General features: G+C 73.7%; 21 protein-coding genes. 17 read left to right on the top strand and 4 right to left on the bottom strand.

The window, feature by feature from the left end:
- Positions 1–39 precede the first annotated feature (39 nt).
- From ACN26Y_RS25855 to ACN26Y_RS25805, 11 genes are all read left to right on the top strand, one after another.
- Positions 40–1,968, top strand: coding sequence for a hypothetical protein (locus tag ACN26Y_RS25855; protein ID WP_422734969.1), 1,929 nt, complete (start codon positions 40–42; stop codon positions 1,966–1,968).
- A 92-nt stretch (positions 1,969–2,060) separates the two neighbouring features.
- Complete coding sequence (locus ACN26Y_RS25850) at positions 2,061–2,603, top strand: acyltransferase (RefSeq protein ID WP_155332754.1); 543 nt, start codon at positions 2,061–2,063, stop codon at positions 2,601–2,603.
- Positions 2,596–4,215, top strand: a complete 1,620-nt coding sequence (locus tag ACN26Y_RS25845) for a lipopolysaccharide biosynthesis protein (protein ID WP_366603292.1) — start codon at positions 2,596–2,598, stop codon at positions 4,213–4,215. The genes ACN26Y_RS25850 and ACN26Y_RS25845 overlap by 8 nt, the downstream gene beginning before the upstream one ends.
- Before the next feature lie 2 nt (positions 4,216–4,217).
- A complete protein-coding gene (locus ACN26Y_RS25840) occupies positions 4,218–5,582 on the top strand; it encodes an O-antigen ligase family protein (protein ID WP_155332752.1) in 1,365 nt (454 codons plus the stop codon).
- A complete protein-coding gene (locus tag ACN26Y_RS25835; protein WP_155332751.1) occupies positions 5,579–7,162 on the top strand; it encodes a lipopolysaccharide biosynthesis protein in 1,584 nt (527 codons plus the stop codon). Before ACN26Y_RS25840 ends, ACN26Y_RS25835 begins: the two co-directional genes overlap by 4 nt.
- Before the next feature lie 8 nt (positions 7,163–7,170).
- Positions 7,171–8,073, top strand: coding sequence for a sulfotransferase domain-containing protein (locus ACN26Y_RS25830; RefSeq protein ID WP_155334297.1), 903 nt, complete (start codon positions 7,171–7,173; stop codon positions 8,071–8,073).
- Complete coding sequence (locus tag ACN26Y_RS25825) at positions 8,070–9,332, top strand: hypothetical protein (RefSeq protein ID WP_155332750.1); 1,263 nt, start codon at positions 8,070–8,072, stop codon at positions 9,330–9,332. The genes ACN26Y_RS25830 and ACN26Y_RS25825 overlap by 4 nt, the downstream gene beginning before the upstream one ends.
- A gap of 222 nt (positions 9,333–9,554) precedes the next feature.
- Entirely contained in the window at positions 9,555–10,037 is a 483-nt protein-coding gene (locus ACN26Y_RS25820; protein WP_155332749.1) for a UDP-N-acetylglucosamine--LPS N-acetylglucosamine transferase, read from the top strand.
- A 55-nt stretch (positions 10,038–10,092) separates the two neighbouring features.
- Entirely contained in the window at positions 10,093–10,758 is a 666-nt protein-coding gene (locus tag ACN26Y_RS25815) for a glycosyltransferase (RefSeq protein ID WP_155332748.1), read from the top strand.
- Complete coding sequence (locus tag ACN26Y_RS25810) at positions 10,755–11,675, top strand: glycosyltransferase family 2 protein (protein ID WP_155332747.1); 921 nt, start codon at positions 10,755–10,757, stop codon at positions 11,673–11,675. Before ACN26Y_RS25815 ends, ACN26Y_RS25810 begins: the two co-directional genes overlap by 4 nt.
- Before the next feature lie 134 nt (positions 11,676–11,809).
- Complete coding sequence (locus tag ACN26Y_RS25805; RefSeq protein WP_155332746.1) at positions 11,810–12,466, top strand: methyltransferase domain-containing protein; 657 nt, start codon at positions 11,810–11,812, stop codon at positions 12,464–12,466.
- Between the two features lie 15 nt (positions 12,467–12,481).
- Here the strand turns inward: ACN26Y_RS25805 and ACN26Y_RS25800 are convergent, their stop codons facing one another.
- The gene (locus ACN26Y_RS25800) at positions 12,482–13,720 is read right to left on the bottom strand and encodes a cation:proton antiporter (protein WP_155332745.1); all 1,239 of its coding nucleotides are present in this window, start codon (positions 13,718–13,720) and stop codon (positions 12,482–12,484) included.
- Between the two features lie 180 nt (positions 13,721–13,900).
- Between ACN26Y_RS25800 and aroC the strand changes: the two genes are divergently transcribed.
- Both aroC and ACN26Y_RS25790 read left to right on the top strand, forming a co-directional pair.
- Positions 13,901–15,079 carry a chorismate synthase gene (aroC, locus tag ACN26Y_RS25795; protein ID WP_155332744.1) on the top strand — a complete coding sequence of 393 codons (1,179 nt, stop codon included), beginning with the start codon at positions 13,901–13,903 and terminating at the stop codon, positions 15,077–15,079.
- Positions 15,079–15,582, top strand: coding sequence for a shikimate kinase (locus ACN26Y_RS25790; RefSeq protein WP_155332743.1), 504 nt, complete (start codon positions 15,079–15,081; stop codon positions 15,580–15,582). Before aroC ends, ACN26Y_RS25790 begins: the two co-directional genes overlap by 1 nt.
- Here ACN26Y_RS25790 and ACN26Y_RS25785 read toward each other — a convergent pair.
- Positions 15,572–16,348, bottom strand: a complete 777-nt coding sequence (locus ACN26Y_RS25785; protein ID WP_155332742.1) for a cytochrome c oxidase assembly protein — start codon at positions 16,346–16,348, stop codon at positions 15,572–15,574. The genes ACN26Y_RS25790 and ACN26Y_RS25785 overlap by 11 nt on opposite strands.
- A complete protein-coding gene (locus ACN26Y_RS25780) occupies positions 16,345–16,869 on the bottom strand; it encodes a DUF2243 domain-containing protein (protein ID WP_155332741.1) in 525 nt (174 codons plus the stop codon). Before ACN26Y_RS25780 ends, ACN26Y_RS25785 begins: the two co-directional genes overlap by 4 nt.
- Positions 16,870–17,010: 141 nt before the next feature.
- Here ACN26Y_RS25780 and aroB point away from each other — a divergent pair, with 141 nt between their 5' ends.
- The 4 genes from aroB (at position 17,011) to nusB (ending at position 19,763) form a co-directional block, all read left to right on the top strand.
- A complete protein-coding gene (aroB, locus tag ACN26Y_RS25775; RefSeq protein WP_155332740.1) occupies positions 17,011–18,087 on the top strand; it encodes a 3-dehydroquinate synthase in 1,077 nt (358 codons plus the stop codon).
- On the top strand, positions 18,084–18,515 hold the full coding sequence (gene aroQ / locus ACN26Y_RS25770; RefSeq protein WP_155332739.1) for a type II 3-dehydroquinate dehydratase: 432 nt from the start codon (positions 18,084–18,086) through the stop codon (positions 18,513–18,515). The genes aroB and aroQ overlap by 4 nt, the downstream gene beginning before the upstream one ends.
- A gap of 256 nt (positions 18,516–18,771) precedes the next feature.
- The gene (efp, locus tag ACN26Y_RS25765; protein WP_091095583.1) at positions 18,772–19,329 is read left to right on the top strand and encodes an elongation factor P; all 558 of its coding nucleotides are present in this window, start codon (positions 18,772–18,774) and stop codon (positions 19,327–19,329) included.
- 23 nt (positions 19,330–19,352) lie between these two features.
- Entirely contained in the window at positions 19,353–19,763 is a 411-nt protein-coding gene (gene nusB / locus ACN26Y_RS25760) for a transcription antitermination factor NusB (protein WP_196255944.1), read from the top strand.
- Between the two features lie 108 nt (positions 19,764–19,871).
- Here the strand turns inward: nusB and ACN26Y_RS25755 are convergent, their stop codons facing one another.
- Positions 19,872–20,360 carry a transcriptional regulator gene (locus tag ACN26Y_RS25755; protein ID WP_013285505.1) on the bottom strand — a complete coding sequence of 163 codons (489 nt, stop codon included), beginning with the start codon at positions 20,358–20,360 and terminating at the stop codon, positions 19,872–19,874.
- Positions 20,361–20,554 lie beyond the last annotated feature (194 nt).

The raw sequence follows: 20,554 nt of genomic DNA, 5'->3' as shown, positions 1-20,554 counted from the left end.
TCTCGGCGTTCTGCCGGATTCCGCATCCGCGCGGCCGCGATCGGTCTGGTGACCCTCGCCGCCGTGTTGGCCGTGCCGTCGGCGAGTTCCGCCGCCGTGGTACCGGCGCCCGAGACGCAGACCCTGGTGTCGACCAACCCCGGCGACAGCACGCCGCACGCGCGCGACGGCGAGGCCCGCGCGTTCGCGCAGGTCGGTTCGATGGTGTACGTGGGTGGCAGCTTCACGCAGATCCGCCAGACCGCCACCTCGGCCTGGACCACGCAGCGCTACCTGTTCGCGTACGACCGCAGCAGCGGGACGGTCTCCACGACCTTCCTGCCGGTGCTCGACGGCGCCGTCAACACGCTGATCGCCGGCCCGAACAACACGCTGATCGTCGGTGGCGCGTTCAAGAACGTCAACGGCGTGTCGCGCAAGAACCTGGTGGCGCTCAACCCGACCACCGGGGCGATCATCGACAGCTGGGTGGGCCGCTCGGACGGCGGCACCGTACGGGACCTGGTGCTGCACGACAACTGGCTCTACGTCGCCGGCGCGTTCAACTGGTTGAACGGCACCGCGCACGGTGGGCTCGGCCGGCTCAACGCCACCACCGGTGCGATCGACCCGACGTTCAACGTCAACGCGACGGTCGGCCGCCACACGACGGCGCCGTACGTGTGGACCATCGACGTCAGCCCGGACGGGAACACCCTCGTCGTCGGCGGCAACTTCATGTACGTCAACGAGCTGCCGCGCAACCAGATGGCGCTGGTCGACCTCTCCGGCACCCCGACCGTCCTCGACTGGAGCACCGAGAAGTTCGTTCCGCCGTGCGCGGCGCCAGCGACGTTCATCCACTATGTGCAGGACGTGAAGTTCGGCGGCGACGGCACCTGGTTCGTCGTCGGCACCAACGGCGGCGGTGGCTGGCCGGCCGCGTACTGCGACGCGCTGGTCCGGTTCGAGACCGCCGCCCGGGGCAGTGGCCAGCTCGCCACCTGGGTCGACTTCACCGGCAACGACACCATCACCTCGGTCGAGGTCGCCGACAACGTGATCTACCTCGGCGGGCACTTCCGTTGGCTGAACAACCCCAACGCGAGCGACCGCGCGGGCGCCGGTGCCGTCGACCGGCTCGGCATCGCCGCGGTCACCCCCGCGACCGGCATGCCGGTCAACTGGAACCCGCGCCGCAGCGGCAGCGCGTCGATGCCCCCGGGGACCAGCGACTGGGGTTCGACGGTGCCGGTGCTGTGGCGGGGCAGCGACGGGCTGTACTTCGGGCAGAACTCCGACGGGATGGGCGGCGAGTACCACGGCCGGCTCGGCATGTTCCCGCTGACCGGCGGACGGACCGTCACCCCGAAGAACCCGCCGACGGCCACCACCGGCAACCTCTACCTGGGCACGGGTGAGGGTCAGCTGGCCAAGGTTCCGTTCGACGGCACGAACGTCGGCGCCCCGACGACGGTCAGCCAGCCGAACTACACCGGCGCCGGGGCGACCTGGCGGGTGAACGACCGGATCTACTGGTCGCACACGGTGGCGGGTACGCCCACCGGCAGCCGGATCGACATCTCGATGTTCAACGGCGGTGCCATCGGCGTGCCGTGGGAGGCCTCCGGCTACAACGACTGGTTCAACGCCGCCAACATGACCGGGGCGTTCTTCCTCAACGGCCGGCTCTACTACACCCGCACCGGCGCGAACGCCCTCTACTACCGGTACTTCGAGATCGACGGGAACTACCTCGGCGCCACCGAGTTCGTCCTGCCCACCACCGGCGTGACGTGGTCGGCGGTGCGCGGCATGGCCTGGGTCGGCGGCAAGATCGTGTACGGGAGCACCGACGGTACGCTGCGCGGCGTGCCCTTCGACCCGACGGCCGCACCGGCGGTCGACGGCGCGGGGGTCACCGTGCTCGTCCCGGCGAGCGCCGAGCTGACCTGGTCTACCCCGCGGACGTTCTTCTCCGTACAGTGACGCTCATCCGTCCGTAACGGAACATCGGTACGTTGTTCACGTTGGGCCGGCGGCGGATCCTCGTCGCCGGCCCCAGACGTGGGGAGGGGTCGTTGGGCGGCATCCGCCGTGGGCTCGCGGTGCGGGCGGTGTTCGCGGTGAAGCGCGGGTGGTACCGGGCGCGTTATCCCCGGCTGACCCTCGGCCGGGACGTGGAGATCCGGGGGCGGATCCGGCTGCGCCGGGGCGTGCGCGTGCACATCGGTGACCGGACCCGGCTCAACAAGCTGGTCCGGTTCGCCGGGCCGGGCGAGGTCCGGGTCGGTGCCGACTGCCTGCTGAACGCCACCTGGATCGGCACGTGGACGTCGGTCACCATCGGCGACCGGTGCCTGCTGTCGGACTGCGAACTGCTCGACAACGACTTCCACAACCTGTCGCCCGAGCGGCGGCACGATCCGCCCACCCCGGCCTCGCGGGCGCCGATCGTCGTCGAGGAGAACGTCTGGATCGGCGCGCACGCGCTGGTGATGAAGGGCGTCCGGATCGGCCGGGACAGTGTCGTGGGCGCCGCGACGGTGGTGCGGACGGACGTGCCGCCCCGCGTCGTGGTCGTCGGAAACCCCCAACAGACAGTGAAGAAGTTCAATGACTGACGCTCCTGGTGGTTCCTGGTCCGCCGACGCCGCTCCGGGCGGCGGGGGAGCGCCAGGCCGCACGGTCACCCTGATCGACCTGCTGCGCGTACCGCTGCACCGCATCCGCCTGGTGGCGGGGGTGGCCGTGGTCGGGCTGCTCGCCGCGCTCGGCTACGTGCTCCTCGTCCCGAGCGCGGTGACGGCCAACGCCGTGGTCGCGGTCCGTCCGGTGGTCACCGACGCGTTCACGCCCAGCGGGGCGTCCGCCGACCGGGCGGTCAACATGAACGTGGAGAGCGGTATCGCCACCGGCACCGACGTGGTGCAGCGGCTGGTCGACGCGACCGGCCGGGACCAGCGCGACGTGCGCGACGCCCTCGAGGTCGAGGTGCCGACCGGTGGGCAGATCCTGCGCTTCCTCTACACCGCTAACTCGCCGGAGGCGGCGGTGGAGGGCGTCAACCTCGCCGCCCAGGCGTACCTCGACGTGCGGCGGGCCATGTACGAGCGGCAGCGGGAGGACATGCTGCGCTCGTACGACGAGAGCATCAAGAAGGTGCAGGACCAGCAGGTGGCGCTCCAGCGGCGCATCGCCGGCGCCCGCGAGGGCGCGGTGGACGCGGCGGTCGCCGAGCTGGCCGGGGTCAACAACCAGCTCACCCAGCTGAGCTCCGCCCGCACCGAGATCGCGGCGGTCGACGTCAACCCCGGCTGGGTCACCCGCAAGGCCGAGAAGGCGTTGGTCGCCGCGGGCGGGAACCGCCCGCTCTACCTGATCGCCGGCCTGCTGGGCGGTGCGCTGCTCGGCATCGTGCTGGCGTACGTGTGGGAGTCGGTGGACCGCCGGATCCGGTCGGTCGACGACGGGCGGGACGCCACCGGCCTGCCGTTGCTCGGCACGGTCCGCAGCCGGGGCCTGCGCGGGTCGCGGCACGCGGTGGACGCCGACATCCGGTACGTGGCGATGGCGATCGCCGAGCGGGTCCGCGAACCGGCCCGGGTGGCGCTGCTGACCACCCGGGAGGACCAGACCACGATGACCGCCGGGCTGGCGGTGGCCCTCGCCGCCACCGGTCGGGACGTGTACGTCGCCGACGACAGCGGTCGCCTGGAGCGGCTGCGCACCGAGGTGCTGGCCGGCCTGGGACGCCTGCCGGCGGCGGCCAATCCGGCCGGCCCGGCCGTGCCCAAGCCCCGCGAGGGCGGGACGGCCAGCGTCGACGACATCACCGAGCAGATCACCGTCCGCCGGCCCTCTCCGCACCCGACCGGCACCCCCCGCCCGTCCACCGACCCGGACGCCACCATGACCCTGCCCCGGGTCGCATCCGGCGTGCCGGCCAGCGGCAAGAGCCAGGTCAGGAAAGCCGCCGACGAGGTGCCCGTGGGCGCCGGCGGGGTCCGCTTCGGCACCTGGCGGCAGCGGGCCGCCACCGGCACCGTGCTGTTCAACGCCCCACCGGCCGAGGCCGACGAGCGCGGTGTGGCGGCGGGCCGGCAGGGCACCGCGGTGGTGGTGGTCGAGCAGGACCGGACACGGCAGGGCGACCTGCGGCGGTTGGCCGAGCGGCTGCGCGCCGCCGGCGTGACACCCCTCGGGTTCGTGCTCACCCGCAGCGGGCGGGGCTGACGGTGCCCGTCACCCGTGCCCCGGCGACCAGCGAGCCGGCCGGGGACGGGCCCCTCCCGATCCTCCCGCCGCCCCCGCCCCCGCCACCCCCGCCCCGGTTGCCGATCTGGCCGCTGGCCATGATGTTCGGCCTGGTGCCGCTCTGGTGGCTGGCCGGCGCGTTCTACCTGGGCTGGCCGCTGCTGGGCGCGTTGCTGCTCGCGCTGCTGCTGGTCCGGGGCCGGGTGCCGCTGCCGCCGGCTGCCGGGATCTGGCTGCTGTTCCTGGCGGTCGTCCTGGTCAGCGCCACGCAGCTCGAAGCGTTCGCCTCGGTGCTGACGTTCGGGCTGCGGTTCGGGTTCTACGCCACCGCGCTCGTCGTCGGCGTCTACGTCTACGCCGTCGCCCGGGAACGCGCCGACCAGAGCGCGGTACTGGTGCCGATCTGCGCCTTCTGGTTCGGGCTGGTGGTGCTGGGCTGGCTGGGCGTGCTCGTGCCGCGGCTCGCCCTGACCACCCCGGTGGAGCTGCTGCTGCCCGGCGGCATCGCCGGTAACCCGTTCATCAACGACATGGTCCACCTCTCCACCGCGGAGTACAGCGTCCGATCGCTGAACCCGATCTACCGGCCGGCGGCGCCGTACGCGTACACGAACAACTACGGCAGCGCGTACGCGATGACCCTGCCGTGCGTGGTCGCGTTCACCATGCTCCGCCGGCGCGGTGCGCTGCGGTGGGCCGTGCTCGGATCGTTGCCGCTGTCGCTGGCGCCGGCCTTCCTCACCCTGAACCGGGCGATGTTCCTCAGCCTCGGCGTGGGTCTGCTCGTGCTCGGCGTGCGGGCCAGCCTGCGCGGCAACATGCGGGTCGCCGCCTCGATCGTCGGCGTGGTGGTGACCGGCGGGATCGCCACCCTGTTCATCCCCGTCGCCGAGCTGATCGGCAACCGCGTGGAGTCCAGCGACACGAACGCCGACCGGCTCTCCCTCTACAGCGAGGTGCTGCGGCGCGTGGGGGACTCGCCGTGGCTCGGGTACGGCGCGCCGGCCAACGTCGACACGGTCTCGGCCGAAGCCCCGATCGGCACCCAGGGGCAGCTGTGGATGGTGCTGTTCAGCCACGGCGTCCCCGCCCTGCTGTGCTTCGTGGCCTGGTTCCTCGTGGCCGCCCTCGTCTGTGGCCGGGCCACGTCCCCGGCGGGGCAGTGGCTCGCGATCGTGCCGGTGGTGTGTCTGGTGCAGATGCCCTTCTACGGCATGGCGAACCAGAACCTGGCGGTCGCCTTCTACGCGGTCGCGTTCGCGATGGCGCTCACCGAGCGGGAGGCGGCCGCACGGCGGGCGTCGGCGCCGACCCTGCCCGTCGGTCCGCAGGCGGTGACCACGTGACCGCCGCCGTCCGGTCCTCGACGGCCGGCTCGGCCGCGCCGAGCGCCGACGCGGAGACCCGGCGCAGCGCGCGCAGCGGATTCGCCGGCCTGATCGGTGCCGCCACCAGCGGCCTGTTCGGGTTCCTGCTGGCCGTCGTCATCACCCGCGGCTACGGCACCGCGGGCTCCGGCGCGATCTTCGCGGCGATCGGGGTGGTCACGGTGGCGACCGCCGTGTGCACCCTCGGCGCGGAGACCGGCCTCATGTGGGCGCTGCCGCGCCGGCGCACCGGGCCCCGGGGCGACGCCGCCCGCTTGCTGCCGGTGGGACTGCTGCCGCCGCTGGTGGTCGCGGTCGTCGTGGCGGTCACCGGTGTGCTCGCCGCCGACGCCCTCGCCCCCCGCGTGCTCGGTGGCGCGGCCGGGGCGGCGCTGCTCGTGACGAGCTTCGCCGCCGTGCCGGTGGTGGTGCTGATGACGCTGCTGCTCGCCGCGCTGCGCTGCGTACGACCGATCCGGGCGTACGTGTCGGTGCAGTTCTTCCTGCTGCCGGTGGCCCGGCCGGCGCTCGTCGGCGCGGCCGTGCTCGTCGGCGGCGGCCTGGTGGCGGGCATGTCCGCCTGGCTGGTCCCGGCCGGGATCGCCCTGCTGAGCTGCCTGGCCCTGGTCGCCGGCCCGCTCGGCGTGGGCCGGGGGGCGGCGCTGCGGCCCGAGCGGCGGGACTGGTCGACGTTCTGGGGCTTCGCGCTGCCCCGCGCCGCGTCGGCCGCCATCGACGCCGGCAACATGTGGGTCGGCGTGCTGCTCACGTCGGTCCTCGCCGGCGCGGGCGAGGCGGGTGTGTTCGGCGCCGTCGGCCGGTACATCCTCGCCGGCCAGCTGGCGATGCAGGGGTTGCGGGTGGCGGTGTCGCCGCAGCTGTCCCGGCTGCTCGGCGCGGGCCGGCCGGACGCGGCGGCCGCCGTGCACCGGCAGCTCACCGCCTGGGGGCTGGTGCTGTCCTGGCCGGTCTACCTGCTGCTCGCCGTGTTCGGGCTGGCGTTCCTGGAACTCTTCGGGTCCGGCTTCACCGCCGGCGCCACCGCGATGACCGTGCTCGCGCTGGCGATGCTGGTGAACACCGGGGTGGGCAACGTGCAGAGCCTGCTGCTGATGGGCGGCCGCAGCGAGCTGCACCTCGCCGCCACCGTCGCCGGGCTGCTGGTCACCGTCTCGCTCGGTCTGGTGCTGATTCCCGGCCACGGTGCCACCGGCGCTGCGGCGGCCTGGGCCGCCGGCATCGTCACCGAGAACCTGACGGCGGTGACGTGCGCCCGTGTCGTGTTCGGGCAGCCGCTGGTCGACGCGCCGATGCTGCGCGCCGCCGCGGCCACCGTCGCCGGGGTGGGCGCCGCCGCGACGGTCGGGGTGCTGGCCGGCGGCCGGGGCATTCCCGGCCTGCTGGTGGCGGCGGCGGTCCTGGCCGCCGGTTGCGTCGGCTTGTTGACGTTGCCCCGGGTGCGGCACGGCATCCGGGTGACCATGAGGCAGATCCGTGGGCGGGGGGAGGCGGCCCCGACCGCCACCGGCTCCGCACCACCGCAGCAGGAGGGCAGGTGAGGTCCGTCGTGCCGGCTATGCGCGATCGGGTGAAGCAACTCGTGCCGACGCAGGTGACCGAGCGGGTGAAGGAGTCCCTGGTCGGGTACGGCGTCCGGACCAGTGACCGGCGACCGCTGCCGGACTTCCTCATCATCGGCACGAAGCGGGGCGGCACCACCTCCCTGTGGAACTACCTCATCCGGCACCCGCTGGTGCCCCGGCTCTTTCCGGCGTGGAACACGAAGTCCGCCCACTACTTCGAGGAGCACTGGCGGCGCGGCGAGGCGTGGTACCGCTCGCACTTCCCGACGGTCCGGCAGCGCGAGGCGTTGCAGCGGCGGCACGGCGGCCCGGTCCGGGTCGGGGAGGCGGCCCCGCTGTACATGTTCCACCCGCTCGCCGCGCAGCGGGTGGCCGCGCTGATGCCGTCGGTGAAGCTGATCGTGCTGCTGCGCGACCCGGTGGAGCGGGCGTACTCGCACTGGAAGGAGCGGCGCACCCACGGCATCGAGCCGCTGGACTTCGCGGACGCCCTCGCGGCGGAGGAGGAGCGCACCGCGGGGGAGCGGGAGCGGTTGATCGCCGAGCCGGAGTACTTCAGCGAGGCGTACGACTGGTACACGTACCGGTCCCGGGGCCGCTACCTGGAGCACCTGGAGCCGTGGCTGGAGCGCTTCGACCGGGAGCAGTTCCTCTTCCTGCCCAGTGAGGACCTCTACCGGGACGCCCGTTCGACGTACCGCCGGACGCTGGACTTCCTCGGGCTGCCCCCGCACGACCTGCCGGACTTCAAGGTCTACAACGACCGCCGTTCGTCGCCGCTTGACCCGGCGCTGCGGGCGGAGCTGACCGCGTACTACCGCCCGCACAACGAGGCGCTGCGGCAGCGGCTCGGCATGGACCTCGACTGGCCGGACCGGGCCGCGTGACCGCGTCCGCGACCACGTCCGCCGACCCGCGTACGCGAACCGACGGGCTGGGCTGGGTGACCCGTGCGGTCTTCGGCGACGACCGGGTCGCGCTCACCCTGGGCGGCCAGCCGCCGGCCGACCACCGGGTGGTGGCGCGGTACGCGGTCGTCCCGTCGCCGGAGCGGGCCCGTTTCCTGCTCCCGCTGGGCGCGCCCCGGGCCACGGCCGCGTCGCTGCTGGCGTACAACGCACTGCGACCGCCGAAGGTGCGGGCCGTCCGGGCCGTCCTCGGCGGGATCGCCCGCCTGCGCGGGATCGAGCTGGCCCGGTTCCCGACGTTGACCGTGTCCCTGCCCGGCGGGGTGGCGGCCGACGAGGCACTGCTCGCGCACCGGCTCGCCGCCCTCCTCGGTGGCGCGCCGGCGTACGCCGCGTGTGGCGTACGCCCTCCGGACCCGAACCACAAGCCGACCCTGCAACTGTTCGACGCGGACGGCCGGCCGCTCGGCTACGCCAAGATCGGCTGGAACGACGCCACCCGCGCGCTGGTGACCGCCGAGGCGGCGGCCCTGCGCGAGTTGCCGGTGCTCGCCGGTGTGGCGGATCACCCGGTGGCTCCCCGACTGCTCGCCGAGACCACCTGGGCCGGGCAGGTCGTGGCGCTGGTCGAGCCGCTGCCGTCCGACGTACGCGGCGTGCCGGTTACCGACCCGCCGGAGGTGGCCGCGGTGCTCGCGGTGGCCCGCCGGGGCCGCCCGCCGGCTCCGCCGCGCCCGCTGGCGGGGTCGACCTTCCTGGACCGGCTCACCACGACCGCCGAGCGGGCGGCGGCTGCGACACCGGACGGCGCGCGGGCGGTCGCCGCGGTGGCCGCGCTCGCCGGCCGGCACGGCGGGACGGCCGTCGAGTTCGGCCACTGGCACGGCGACTGGGTGCCGTGGAACCTGGGCCGGCACGCCGGCCGGCTGGTCGCCTGGGACTGGGAGCACAGCGGCCGGGACGTGCCGCTCGGTTTCGACCTGGCGCACGACGCGTTCCAGCGCGCCCTGGTGCTGCGCGGCGAGCCGGCCGAGGCCGCGGCCGGCGCGGTGGACGCGCGACTCGACCGGTACGGCGACGCGCTGGGCCTGGACCCGGCCGGGCGCCGCCTGGTGGCTGACGCGTACCTGCTGGAGATGTGGCTGCGGACGTGGCGCCTCGCCGACGCCGGTGCGGGTTGGAACTCCGCGTTGCATCCCGCGCTGTTGGACGTGGTCGACAAGCGACATAACGGGTGAACCGCAGATGTCGCCGGGGTGTTGACGCCGGGTCCACTCCGGAGTGTGATGGTAGGGGTGCAGCTAGTGACGATCGTTGATGTCGCCGGATGCCGTGACGGGCAGAGCCCGTGGCCGGCGGCGGTCGACTGATCATCCGGTCGCCCTATACAACCCGCGCGGGAAACGTGATCTGCTCTCGCGTGGCGTCGATCGGAAGTCCAAGCGAACGTGGGGAGTCGCGTGGAGAGGAACATCGAGGATCGCGGCGATCCTCCCGTCCTGCTGCTGGTCGGGTCGAGTGGCGGGCACCTCGCCCAACTGCTCGCCCTGCGCTCCTGGTACGAGCGCTGGCACCGCGTCTGGGTCACCTTCGACACACCGGAGGCGGTCTCGCTGCTCACCGGCGAGGACGTGGTCCCCGCCCACCACCCGACCACCCGCAACGTGCGCAACCTGCTCCGCAACGCGGTGCTCGCGGCGCGGGTGCTGCGCCGGCGCAGGGTCGCCGCCGTGGTGACCACCGGCGCCGGCGTCGCGGTGCCGTTCGTGGTGCTCGCGTGGCTGCGGCGGATCCCGACCGTCTACATCGAGGTGTACGACCGGATCGACACCCCGACCCTGACCGCCCGCCTCTGCCGGCCGTTCCTGTCCGCGATGCTGGTGCAGTGGGAGGAGCAGCGCCGGCAGTACCCGGAGGCGACCGTCGTGGGGACGCTCCTGTGAGCGCGAGGAGTGCAGCGGAGCGGAGCCCCGCAGTCGCGAACGAGAGGCGGGCCCGATGAGCGGCGACTGCGAGGCGGCCGCGCCGCCGGTGCGGCCGGAGGCCGCGACCCGTGTCCCCCGCCAGCGGGACCGCGCCGGCGCGACCCTGACCACCGTCCTGGTCGCCGTCGGCACCGACAAGCACCCGTTCGACCGGCTGGTCGGATGGCTGGAGAGCTGGGCGCCGGAGGTCACCGACCGGGTGGCGTTCACCGTCCAGCACGGACACACCCGCGCCCCCGGCGTCCCCGGCGCGGTGCCCTTCCTCGGGCACGAGGAACTCCAGGCGGCGATGTCCGGGGCCGACCTCGTGGTCTGCCACGGCGGCCCGGCCACCATCCTGGAGGCCCGCCGGCACGGGCGCCTGCCGATCGTGGTCCCCCGGGACCCGGCCCGCGGCGAGCACGTCGACGACCACCAGCTGCTCTTCGCGCGCCGGCTCGGCGCGGCCGGCATGGTTGTCCTGTGCGAGACCCGCGAGGCGCTGGTGGAGGCGCTCGCCGCCGGAGTCGCCGACCCGGGCCGGTTCGCCGTCCGCGCCGACCCCGACTCGGCCCAGGCGCAGGAGACCGCGGTGGCGCGGGTCGGGGAGATCGTGGAGACGTTGGTGGCCGCGTCCAGTGGCCGGCGGACGTGGTGGCGGCCGTGGACACGGCCGCACCGGAACGGAGCGCGACGATGACCGGACACCCCAGCGTCAGCGCGGTGGTGCCCACCCGGGACCGCCCGGAGCTGTTGCGGTCCGCGGTCCGCGCCATCCTCGACCAGGACTACCCGGGCGACGTCGAGGTGGTCGTCGTGTACGACCGCTCCGAGCCGGACCCGACGCTGGCCGAGCTGTCCCGGCCCGGCCGGCCGGTGCGGGTGGTCCGCAACGAGCGAACCCCCGGCCTGGCCGGCGCCCGCAACACGGGCACCCTCGCCGCCACGGGCGAACTGATCGCCTTCTGCGACGACGACGACGAGTGGCTGCCCGGCAAGCTGCGCGCCCAGGTCGACGCGCTCGCCGCCGTGCCGGGCGCCGAGTTCGTCTCCTGCGGCATCCGGGTGAGCTACGACGGGCACACCGTCGACCGGTCCCTGCCGCGCGACCGGGTCACCCTCGCCGACCTGCTGCGCGACCGGATGACCGAGCTGCACCCGTCGACGTTCGTGATCCGCGCCGCCGCGTTGCGGGACGGGTTCGGGCTGGTCGACGAGGAGATCCCGGGCAGCTACGCCGAGGACTACGAGTTCCTGCTGCGGGCCGCCCGCAGCGCGCCGCTGGTCAACCTGCGCACCCCGTACGTGCTGGTGCGCTGGCACAAGCGCTCGTACTTCGCGCAGCGCTGGGACACCATCTCCGAGGCGTTGCAGTGGCTGCTGGAGCGCTACCCGGAGTTCGGCACCCAGCCGGCGGGCGAGGCGCGGGTCACCGGGCAGATCGCCTTCGCCCGGGCCGCGTCCGGTGACCGGCAGGGCGCGCTGCGCTGGGCGCGGCGGACCATCCGGCGCAACCCGCGGGAGCCGCGGGCGTACCTGGCGCTCGCGGTGGCCGGGCGGGTGGTCCGCGCGGACGCCGTCCTGCGCACCCTGCACAAGCGGGGCCGGGGCATCTGAGGCCGTCGGTGCGGGCGGTGCCCGCCCCGCGGCTCACCCGCGCCCCCGGCTGGGCCGGCGTCCACCCGGTCCCGATGGGCGGTGTCGATTCTCCGACTGACGCACCCACCGTGATCGATGGAATACTCAGCGTCATGGCACTCCACTCGCTGAGGTTCCGTCTCGTCGATGCGCCGACGTCGCTCGGCGCGAAGCGCCGGGCCCGCCGCGCCGCCTGGCTGGCCGACGCGTTCCCCGACCTCGCCGACATGTCGGTGCTGGACCTGGGCGGCCGGGTGGGCAGCTGGGAGCGGGTGCCCGTCCGTCCGGCCCGGGTGCACGTCGTCAATCTGGAACCCCTGCCGCCGGAGTTGCCGGACTGGGCCGAGGCGACCCACGCCGACGCGTGCGACCTGCCGGCGCACATCCTGGCCCGCCGGTACGACCTGGTCTTCAGCAACAGCGTGCTGGAGCACGTGGGCGGGCACGAACGCCGGCGGCGGATGGCCGGGGCGATCCGCGGGCTGGCGCCGGCGTACTGGGTGCAGACCCCGTACCGGTACTTCCCGATCGAGCCCCACTGGGTCGCGCCCGGCATGCAGTTCCTGCCGGTGCCGGCCCGGGTGGTCGTCGCCCGGAAGTGGCCGCTGGCGTACACCCCGGGCAAGTCCTACGAGGCGGCGATGCGGCAGGTCCTCACCACGGAACTGGTCGGCCGGGCCGAGATGCGGTATCTGTTCCCGGACGCCACCATCCGCAACGAGCGCCTGCTGGGCCTCACCAAGTCGCTGATCGCGATCCGTACGGCCTGACCGCGGTCGCCGTCGTCAGGACGGCGGCCCGTTCCCGGCCCCGCGACCGTTCCGGCGTTCCGCGGAGGCCGCCCGCAGCCGCTCGTACCAGTGCGGAGTCGTCGCGGGGTCGAAGATCCGGGCGATCGCGAGGTCGGTGGAGGAGTGCGCCAGGATCGACAGGACCACGGTCAGCGCCACGAGGTGGAACACCTCGTCGGCGGCGGCGATGCCGGCCTGGAGGACGAGCAGGCCGTACACGACCGACGCGAAGCCCTTCGGGCCGAACCACATGGCGGCGAACTGTTCGGTGCGGGTCAGATGCGAGCCGAGGAACGACACCGCCAGTGCGACCGGGCGGGCCACCGCGATGGCGAGCACCGCGAAGACCCAGCCGGTCCAGTGGATCTCGCCGAGGAACTCCACCGAGATCAGCGCACCGAAGACCAGCAGGGCGGCGAGCTTGAACACCTCGGCGATCAGCTCGCCGAAGTGCTCGAAGCTCTCCCGCTGCCGCTCGCCGAAGGTCGCCACCGTGATGCCGGCGGCGAACGCCGCCAGGAACAGGTTGGCGTGGGTGACGTGGCCCAGGGCCAGCACCAGGAGGCCGATCGCCACGCCGTTGAGCGGCTCGTACTGGGTGGAGGCGGAGAAGAAGCGCAGCTTCTCCAGCCGCAGCGCCAACCACGGGACCGCCACCCCGATCACCACGCCGAGCAGCAGCTCGGTGCCCAGCTCGTCGAGGTGCAGGTCGGCCGAGCCGGCGGCGATCGCCAGGAAGAGGATGACGAAGGGCAGCGCGAGGCCGTCGTTGATGCCCGACTCCACGTTGAGCAGGTGCCGCAGCCGCCCGGGCACCCGCTCGTTGCCGACCAGCGCGGCGGCGAAGACCGGGTCGGTCGGGGCCAGCACCGCGCCGATCAGCAGCGCCTCCGGCCAGTCCAGCCCGGCCACGTAGTGCGCCAGCAGCGCGGTGATCAGCAGGGTCAGTGGCAGGCCCCAGCCGAGCGCCCGCCCGGGCAGCCGCCACGCCGCCCGCAGGTCGGCGAAGCCGACCCGCATGCCGTCGGTGAACAGCACGGTGAACAGCGCCAGCTCGGCGAGCGTGGCGACGATCTCGCTGTCGGCGGTGATCTCCAGCACGCCGGTGGTGTCCGGGCCGAGGACGAAGCCGGCGACCAGGAAGAGCACCGCCGTGGAGAGGATGCTGCGGTGCGCGAGGCTGGACAGCAGGACGGCCAGCAGCAGCACGGCCGCGAACGCGAAGAGCAGCACCGGTGCCTCCCGATGGGGTCGACGAAGTCTCCGCCGACCAGACTTCCCGGCACGCCGCCATGATCGTACGGGTTTCCTGCCACCGGCGTCGTCCGGGTCACCGGCGGCCGCCGCGTCCGCAGGGCGGGACGGGCCGGCCACCGCCCCGGGGCGGCCACCCGGCGTGACAGACTGGCCGCTGTGTTGCGCTGGTTGACTGCAGGTGAATCGCACGGTCCCGCCCTCGTCGCGCTCCTGGAGGGCGTACCGGCCGGTGTCGAGGTGACCACCGGGGACATCGCCGGTGAGCTGGCCCGGCGCCGGCTCGGCTACGGCCGGGGCGCCCGGATGTCCTTCGAGCGGGACGAGGTCGAGATCATCGGCGGCCTGCGGCACGGCGTCACGCTGGGCAGTCCGGTCGCGATCCGGGTGGGCAACTCGGAGTGGCCGAAGTGGCGCACCGTCATGGCCGCCGACCCGGTCGACCCGGAGGAGCTTGCCCGGCAGGCCCGCAACGCCCCGCTCACCCGCCCGCGTCCGGGCCACGCCGACCTGGCCGGCATGCAGAAGTACGGGCACACCGACGCCCGGCCGATCCTGGAGCGGGCCAGCGCCCGGGAGACCGCCGCGCGGGTCGCCGTCGGCACCGTCGCCAAGGCGCTGGTCAAGCAGGCGCTCGGCGTCGAGATCGTCTCGCACGTGGTGGAGCTGGGGCCGGTGGCCGCGAAGCCCGGCCTGCGGCCGGCCCCGGCCGACGCCGCCCGGATCGACGCGGACCCGTTGCGCTGCCTCGACCCGGAGGCCAGCGCCCGGATGGTCGCCGAGGTCGACGCCGCGAAGAAGGCCGCCGACACCCTCGGGGGCGTGGTCGAGGTCCTGGCGTACGGGGTGCCGCCCGGCCTGGGCAGCCACGTGCAGTGGGACCGCAAGCTCGACGCCCGGCTCGCCACGGCGCTGATGTCCATCCAGGCGATCAAGGGCGTCGAGATCGGCGACGGCTGGCAGCAGGCGCGCTCCCGGGGCTCCGAGGCGCACGACGAGATCATCCCGACCGCCACCGGTGTCCGGCGGGTCACCGACCGGGCCGGCGGCCTGGAAGGCGGCATCACCACCGGTGAACCGCTGCGGGTCAAGGCCGCGATGAAGCCGATCTCGTCGCTCAACCGGGCCCTGTCGACCGTGGACGTCACCACCGGCGAGCCGGCCACCGCCATCAACCAGCGCTCGGACGTCTGCGCCGTGCCCGCCGCGGCGGTCGTCGCCGAGGCGATGGTGGCGCTGGTGCTCGCCGAGGCGGCGGTGGAAAAGTTCGGCGGTGACTCGGTCACCGAGATGCGTCGCAACCTCGCCGGTTACCTCGACGCGCTGGTGATCCGCTGATGGCGCCCGTCTGCGTCCTCGTCGGCGCGCCGGGCTCCGGCAAGTCCACCGTGGGGCAGGCGCTCGCCGCCCTCCTCGGGGTGGAGTTCCGCGACACCGACCTGGACATCGAGACGATGGCCGGCAAGCCGATCCCGGAGATCTTCGTGGACGAGGGGGAGGCGCACTTCCGTACGCTCGAACGGGCGGCGGTGGCGGCGGCGCTGGCCTCCTGCTCCGGCGTGCTCGCCCTCGGCGGCGGCGCGGTCCTCGCCGAGGAGACCCGGGCGGCGCTGGTGGGCCACCCGGTGGTGCACCTCTCCGTGGAGCTGCCCGACGCGGTCAAGCGGGTCGGCCTCGGCGCCGGTCGTCCGCTGCTCGCGATCAACCCTCGCGCCACCCTCAAGCACCTGATGGACCAGCGCCGGCCCCTGTACGAGGAGGTCGCCACCGCGACCGTGGTCACCGACGGGCGTGACCCGGAGGAGATCGCGGCCGAGGTCGCCGCGCTGCTCAAGGGCTGACGGCAGCCGGTTGCGGCCTGCTGGCCGCCCGCTCGGGCCGCCAGGTGACGAGCAGGGCGAGGGCGAGCAGGATCTCGGCCAGGTCCCCGCCGTAGTACATGATCGTCGCGCCGGCCCGCAGCTCGGCCGCCGTGGCCGGCACGTCGACGAGGACACCGGCGTAGAGGACCTGCGCGAGGGCGGCGTGCGCGGCCACCCCGACGCCCAGCACGACCAGGCGGACCGGGACGCGGGGCCGGTGCGGCCCGGGGTCCGGGCCGGCGATCGACCAGGCGAAGAGGTAGCCGCTCAGCACGAAGTGCAGCTGCACCAGGGCGTGCAGCCCGGCGTTGTCCAGGCTGGCCCGGTACAGCGGGGTGAGGTAGAGCAGCCAGAGCCCGCCCGCGGTGAGCAGCAGGCCGGTGACCGGGTGGGCGAGCGCCCCGGCCGCCGGGTGCCGCAGCAGCCGGACGGCCGCCCGCCCGGTCCGCGGCCCGACGGCGCGCAGCGCCAGCGTGCCGGGAGCGCCGAGCACCAGCGCGAGCGGCGCCAGCATGCCGAGCAGCAGGTGCTGGACCATGTGCCCGGGCAGGTCGCGGGCGGGCCAGAGGAGGCCGGCGACGAGCAGCGCGGCGCCGAGCCCGAAACTCACCGTCCGCCGGTGGCTCCACCCGGCCCGGTCCCGCTGCCCAAGCGCCGCGGCCAGATAGCCCCAGAACAGCACCAGGGGTACGAGGGCGGCCGCCGGGAAGCCGTCGGCCGGATGGCCGGCGTGCGTGAGGGTCACCGCCGCCCGCCGTCGCAGAGGTCGACCGGGGCGGCTCGCCGCTGGATCGTCCAGCCGGCGACCACCAGGGCCGCGCCGAGCGCGAGGAAGCCGAGGTCCCACCAGAGCTGGTGCGGGCCGCCGTGGACGTGGTGGATGCCGAGCAGGTGGTGGTCGACGGTCCCCTCGACGAGGTTGAACAGGCCCCAGCCGACCAGTACCCAGCCCCACAACGCCGGGGAGCGCCACAGCCGGCCCCGGGACCGGGTGACCCGCGCGTAGAGCAGCGCCAGGCCGGTGAGCACCGCCACCCAGGTGACCGCGTGGAAGAAGCCGTCCCAGAGGGTGTTCATCTGCAGGCCGGGCACGGTGTCGACCGGGTACGACCGGATCCCCACGTTGTCGGTGTCGGTACTGCTGAGCATGTGGTGCCACTGGAGGATCTGGTGCAGCAGGATGCCGTCGACGAATCCGCCCAGGCCCACGCCGAGGATCGTCGCCGGCACCCGGATGTCCGCCCCGTCGATGGTCGATCTGGCCATGTGCCGCAACCTCCGCGGTCGGTGGTCGTCCCTCCCGCAACCCGTCCCCCCGGTGGCACCGGTCAAACGTCCGTCCCGAGGCCTGGTCACGGAGTGGACACCGGCCGCGTCCGGACCGCCGCCTCGACTAGGCTGCGCGCGATGGACGACGTGACCCGGATCCCGGTGGGCGGCGAGCGGCCGTACGACGTGCTGGTGGGCCGTGGCCTGCTCGGCGACCTGCCGGCGCTGCTGCCCGGAGCGACCCGTGTGGCGGTGCTGTACGCCCCGCCGCTGACGGACCTGGCCAAGGTGGTCGACGACCGGCTCCGCGCCGCCGGCATGATCCCGCTGCCGGTGGAGGTGCCCGACGCCGAGGCCGGCAAGGACATCGACGTCGCGGCGGCCTGCTGGGACCGGCTGGGCGAGGCGGGCTTCACCCGGACCGACGCCGTGGTGGGCGTCGGCGGTGGTGCGGTCACCGACCTCGCCGGCTTCGTGGCGGCCTGCTGGCTGCGCGGCGTGCGGTGGGTGCCGGTGGCGACCTCCCTGCTCGGCATGGTGGACGCTGCCGTCGGCGGCAAGACCGGCGTCAACACGGCCGCCGGCAAGAACCTGGTCGGCGCGTTCCACCCGCCGGTCGGGGTGCTGGCCGACCTCGCGACCCTGGACGGCCTGCCGGCGGCCGAGCTGGCGGCCGGGATGGCCGAGGTGGTCAAGTGCGGGTTCATCGCCGACCCGGCGATCCTCGACCTGGTCGAGCGGGACCCGGCGGCGGCCACCGACCCGGCCGGGCCGGTGGCGCGGGAGCTGATCGAACGGGCGATCCGGGTCAAGGCCGACGTGGTCTCCGGCGACCTGCGCGAGTCCGGTGTCCGTGAGGTGCTCAACTACGGCCACACGCTGGCCCACGCCATCGAGAAGGTGGAGGGCTACCGCTGGCGGCACGGCCACGCGGTCGCCGTCGGGCTGGTGTACGCCGCGGCGCTGGCCCGGCTCGCCGGTCGCCTCGACGACGCCACCGCGCGGCGGCACCGCACGGCGGTGGCCGCGCTCGGCCTGCCCACCAGCTACCCCGCCGACGCGTGGCCTCAGCTGCTGGAGACCATGCGGGTGGACAAGAAGGCCCGCGGTGACCGGCTGCGCTTCGTGGTGCTGGACGGGCTGGCCCGCCCGGCGATCCTGGAGGGCCCCGACGACGAGCTGCTGGCCGCCGCCTACCGCGAGGTCGCCGCGTGAGGGTGTACGTGCTGAACGGCCCCAACCTGGGCCGCCTGGGCACCCGGCAGCCGGAGGTGTACGGCGCCACCACGTACGCCGACCTGGTGGAGCTGTGCGAGCGGACCGGCCGGGACCTCGGGCTGGACGTGGTGGTGCGGCAGACCGACGCCGAGCACGAGCTGCTCGGCTGGCTGCACGAGGCGGCCGACGAGGGCGCCGCGGTGCTCCTCAACCCGGCCGCGTGGTCGCACTACTCGATCGCGGTCCGGGACGCCTGCGCGATGCTGCGCGGCCCGCTGGTCGAGGTGCACATCTCCAACATCCACGCCAGGGAGCCGTTCCGGCACCACTCGGTGGTCTCCGCCGTGGCGACCGGGGTGATCTGCGGCCTGGGTGTGGACGGCTACCGCCTGGCCCTGCATCATCTGGCCGCCCGCTCCGCCTGACCGGCGAGGTCGGCGGGACACGTCAGGTCACGTCACGCTCCGCCCGCCCCACCCTCCTTCTTCCCCCTTTGCTCTGCTTCAACGGACGCACTGGTTCCAGCCGGATACCGGTGCGCGGGGTGAAGCAGAGCAAAGGGCGCGCAGTAGCACCTGGCCAACTGCGCTAGGTGACCGCCCGCCGACGGCGGCGGGTGCTGCTGCGGCGCAGCTAGTAGACTTGCTCAGTCTGTCCGCCAATTGATGATCAAGGCAGGAAATGGCCACCACCAACGACCTGAAGAACGGCCTGGTACTCAACCTCGACGGTGAGCTGTGGGCCGTCGTCGAGTTCCAGCACGTCAAGCCCGGCAAGGGTGGTGCGTTCGTGCGCACCACGCTCAAGAACGTGCTCTCCGGCAAGGTGGTCGACAAGACCTTCAACGCGGGCACCAAGGTCGAGACCGCGACCGTCGACAAGCGCACCATGCAGTACCTGTACGCCGACGGCGAGGACTACGTCTTCATGGACCTGGAGACGTTCGACCAGATCACCGTGCCCGGCGGCACGGTCGGCGAGGCGGCCAACTACCTGCTGCCCGAGGCCGAGGCGACCGTCGCCACCCACGAGGGCGTGCCGCTGTACATCGAGCTGCCGACCAGCGTCGTGCTCGAGGTCACGTACACCGAGCCCGGCCTCCAGGGTGACCGCTCGACCGGCGGCAACAAGCCGGCCACCGTCGAGACCGGTGCGACCGTGCAGGTGCCGCTCTTCATCACCACCGGCGAGAAGATCAAGGTCGACACCCGCGACGGCCGTTACCTCGGCCGGGCCTGATGGCCGAGGGTCCCAAGCAGCAGATGCCCGCGCGCCGCAAGGCGCGCAAGCGGGCGCTGGACGTGCTCTTCGAGGCCGATCTGCGGGACCGCCCACCGGTCGAGGTGCTCGCCGGCTACGTCGAGCGGATCGAGAAGCCGCGTCCCGAGCACCTGGGGTACACGGTCAGCCTGGTCGAGGGGATCGCCGGCCACCTCGACCGGATCGACGAGCTGATCGCCAGCTACGCCGAGGGCTGGACGCTCGACCGGATGCCGGCGGTGGACCGCAACCTCGCCCGGATCGCGGTGTACGAGCTGCTCCACGTCGACGAGGTCGACGACGCGGTGGCGATCAGCGAGGCGGTGGAGCTGGCCCGGCAGATGTCGACCGACGACTCGCCGCGCTTCCTCAACGGCATCCTCGGCCGCATCGCCGAGTACGCCCCCCGCTGAGCAGCCGATTCCCGCAGCCAGCCGGCGAGCGGGGTGGCGGCGCGCGATGCGACAGGAACGACGAAAGGGCCCGTGCCGGACGGCACGGGCCCTTTCGGTCGTCAGCGCTCAGGAGGCGAAGAACGCCCGCGGGTCGGCGACGAGCACGCCGTGCTCGGTCAGCCGCTCGATCAGGCCGGACGGCGAGGCGTCGTAGACGATCGCCAGGGCGCGCAGGTCGTCGGCGCGGATCGACAGGACGCGGCCGTTGTAGTCACCACGCTGCTGCTGGATCGCGCGGGCGTACCGGGCGACGTACGCGAGGTCCTCGCTGGCCTCGTCGTAGAGTCGCTCGAGGTCCAGGACGATCTTGCTGGTCGGCTCGTGACGGACGCCGCTGCCGTCGGGCAGCAGCTCGGAGACGGGAACGCGGTAGAAGTCGGCCAGCTCGGCGAGACGGGACACGGTGACGGCCCGGTCGCCGCGCTCGTAGGAGCCGACCACCACGGCCTTCCACCGCCCGTTCGACTTCTCCTCCACGCCCTGCAGGGACAGGCCCTGCTGCTGGCGGATGGAGCGCAGGCGGGCGCCCAGCGACTTGGCGTACTCAGAGGGCATTCGGACACTCCCAGTGCTGCTCGGGGTTCTCCCGTCGATCGCTACGGAGCGTGACGGTACGGGGATTGCGACAGCCGGTCAAGTGGTCGTGACCTTACTGTTGGGGGCGCTGGGGGAGTTGTCCCCATTTCGCCGCCCTGACTCCGAGGTCAGCGGGTGGCGACGGTCGGTGCGGTGACCACTGGTAACGTGGC

The organism is Micromonospora sp. WMMD558 (assembly GCF_049315255.1).
In the GTDB taxonomy this organism is placed as follows: domain Bacteria; phylum Actinomycetota; class Actinomycetes; order Mycobacteriales; family Micromonosporaceae; genus Micromonospora.
Note: the sequence above shows the minus strand (reverse complement) of the source record. Positions and strands in the feature narration are given on the sequence as shown.

What these genes read in the sequence shown, in the direction of transcription:
- ACN26Y_RS25845 (WP_366603292.1), top strand. Translation starts at nt 2,596, where the DNA reads ATGACTGACGCTCCTGGTGGTTCCTGGTCCGCCGACGCCGCTCCGGGC.
- ACN26Y_RS25815 (WP_155332748.1), top strand. Translation starts at nt 10,093, where the DNA reads ATGAGCGGCGACTGCGAGGCGGCCGCGCCGCCGGTGCGGCCGGAGGCC.
- ACN26Y_RS25810 (WP_155332747.1), top strand. Translation starts at nt 10,755, where the DNA reads ATGACCGGACACCCCAGCGTCAGCGCGGTGGTGCCCACCCGGGACCGC.
- ACN26Y_RS25805 (WP_155332746.1), top strand. Translation starts at nt 11,810, where the DNA reads ATGGCACTCCACTCGCTGAGGTTCCGTCTCGTCGATGCGCCGACGTCG.
- ACN26Y_RS25790 (WP_155332743.1), top strand. Translation starts at nt 15,079, where the DNA reads ATGGCGCCCGTCTGCGTCCTCGTCGGCGCGCCGGGCTCCGGCAAGTCC.
- ACN26Y_RS25780 (WP_155332741.1), bottom strand. Translation starts at nt 16,869, where the DNA reads ATGGCCAGATCGACCATCGACGGGGCGGACATCCGGGTGCCGGCGACG.
- aroB (WP_155332740.1), top strand. Translation starts at nt 17,011, where the DNA reads ATGGACGACGTGACCCGGATCCCGGTGGGCGGCGAGCGGCCGTACGAC.
- efp (WP_091095583.1), top strand. Translation starts at nt 18,772, where the DNA reads ATGGCCACCACCAACGACCTGAAGAACGGCCTGGTACTCAACCTCGAC.
- nusB (WP_196255944.1), top strand. Translation starts at nt 19,353, where the DNA reads ATGCCCGCGCGCCGCAAGGCGCGCAAGCGGGCGCTGGACGTGCTCTTC.
- ACN26Y_RS25755 (WP_013285505.1), bottom strand. Translation starts at nt 20,360, where the DNA reads ATGCCCTCTGAGTACGCCAAGTCGCTGGGCGCCCGCCTGCGCTCCATC.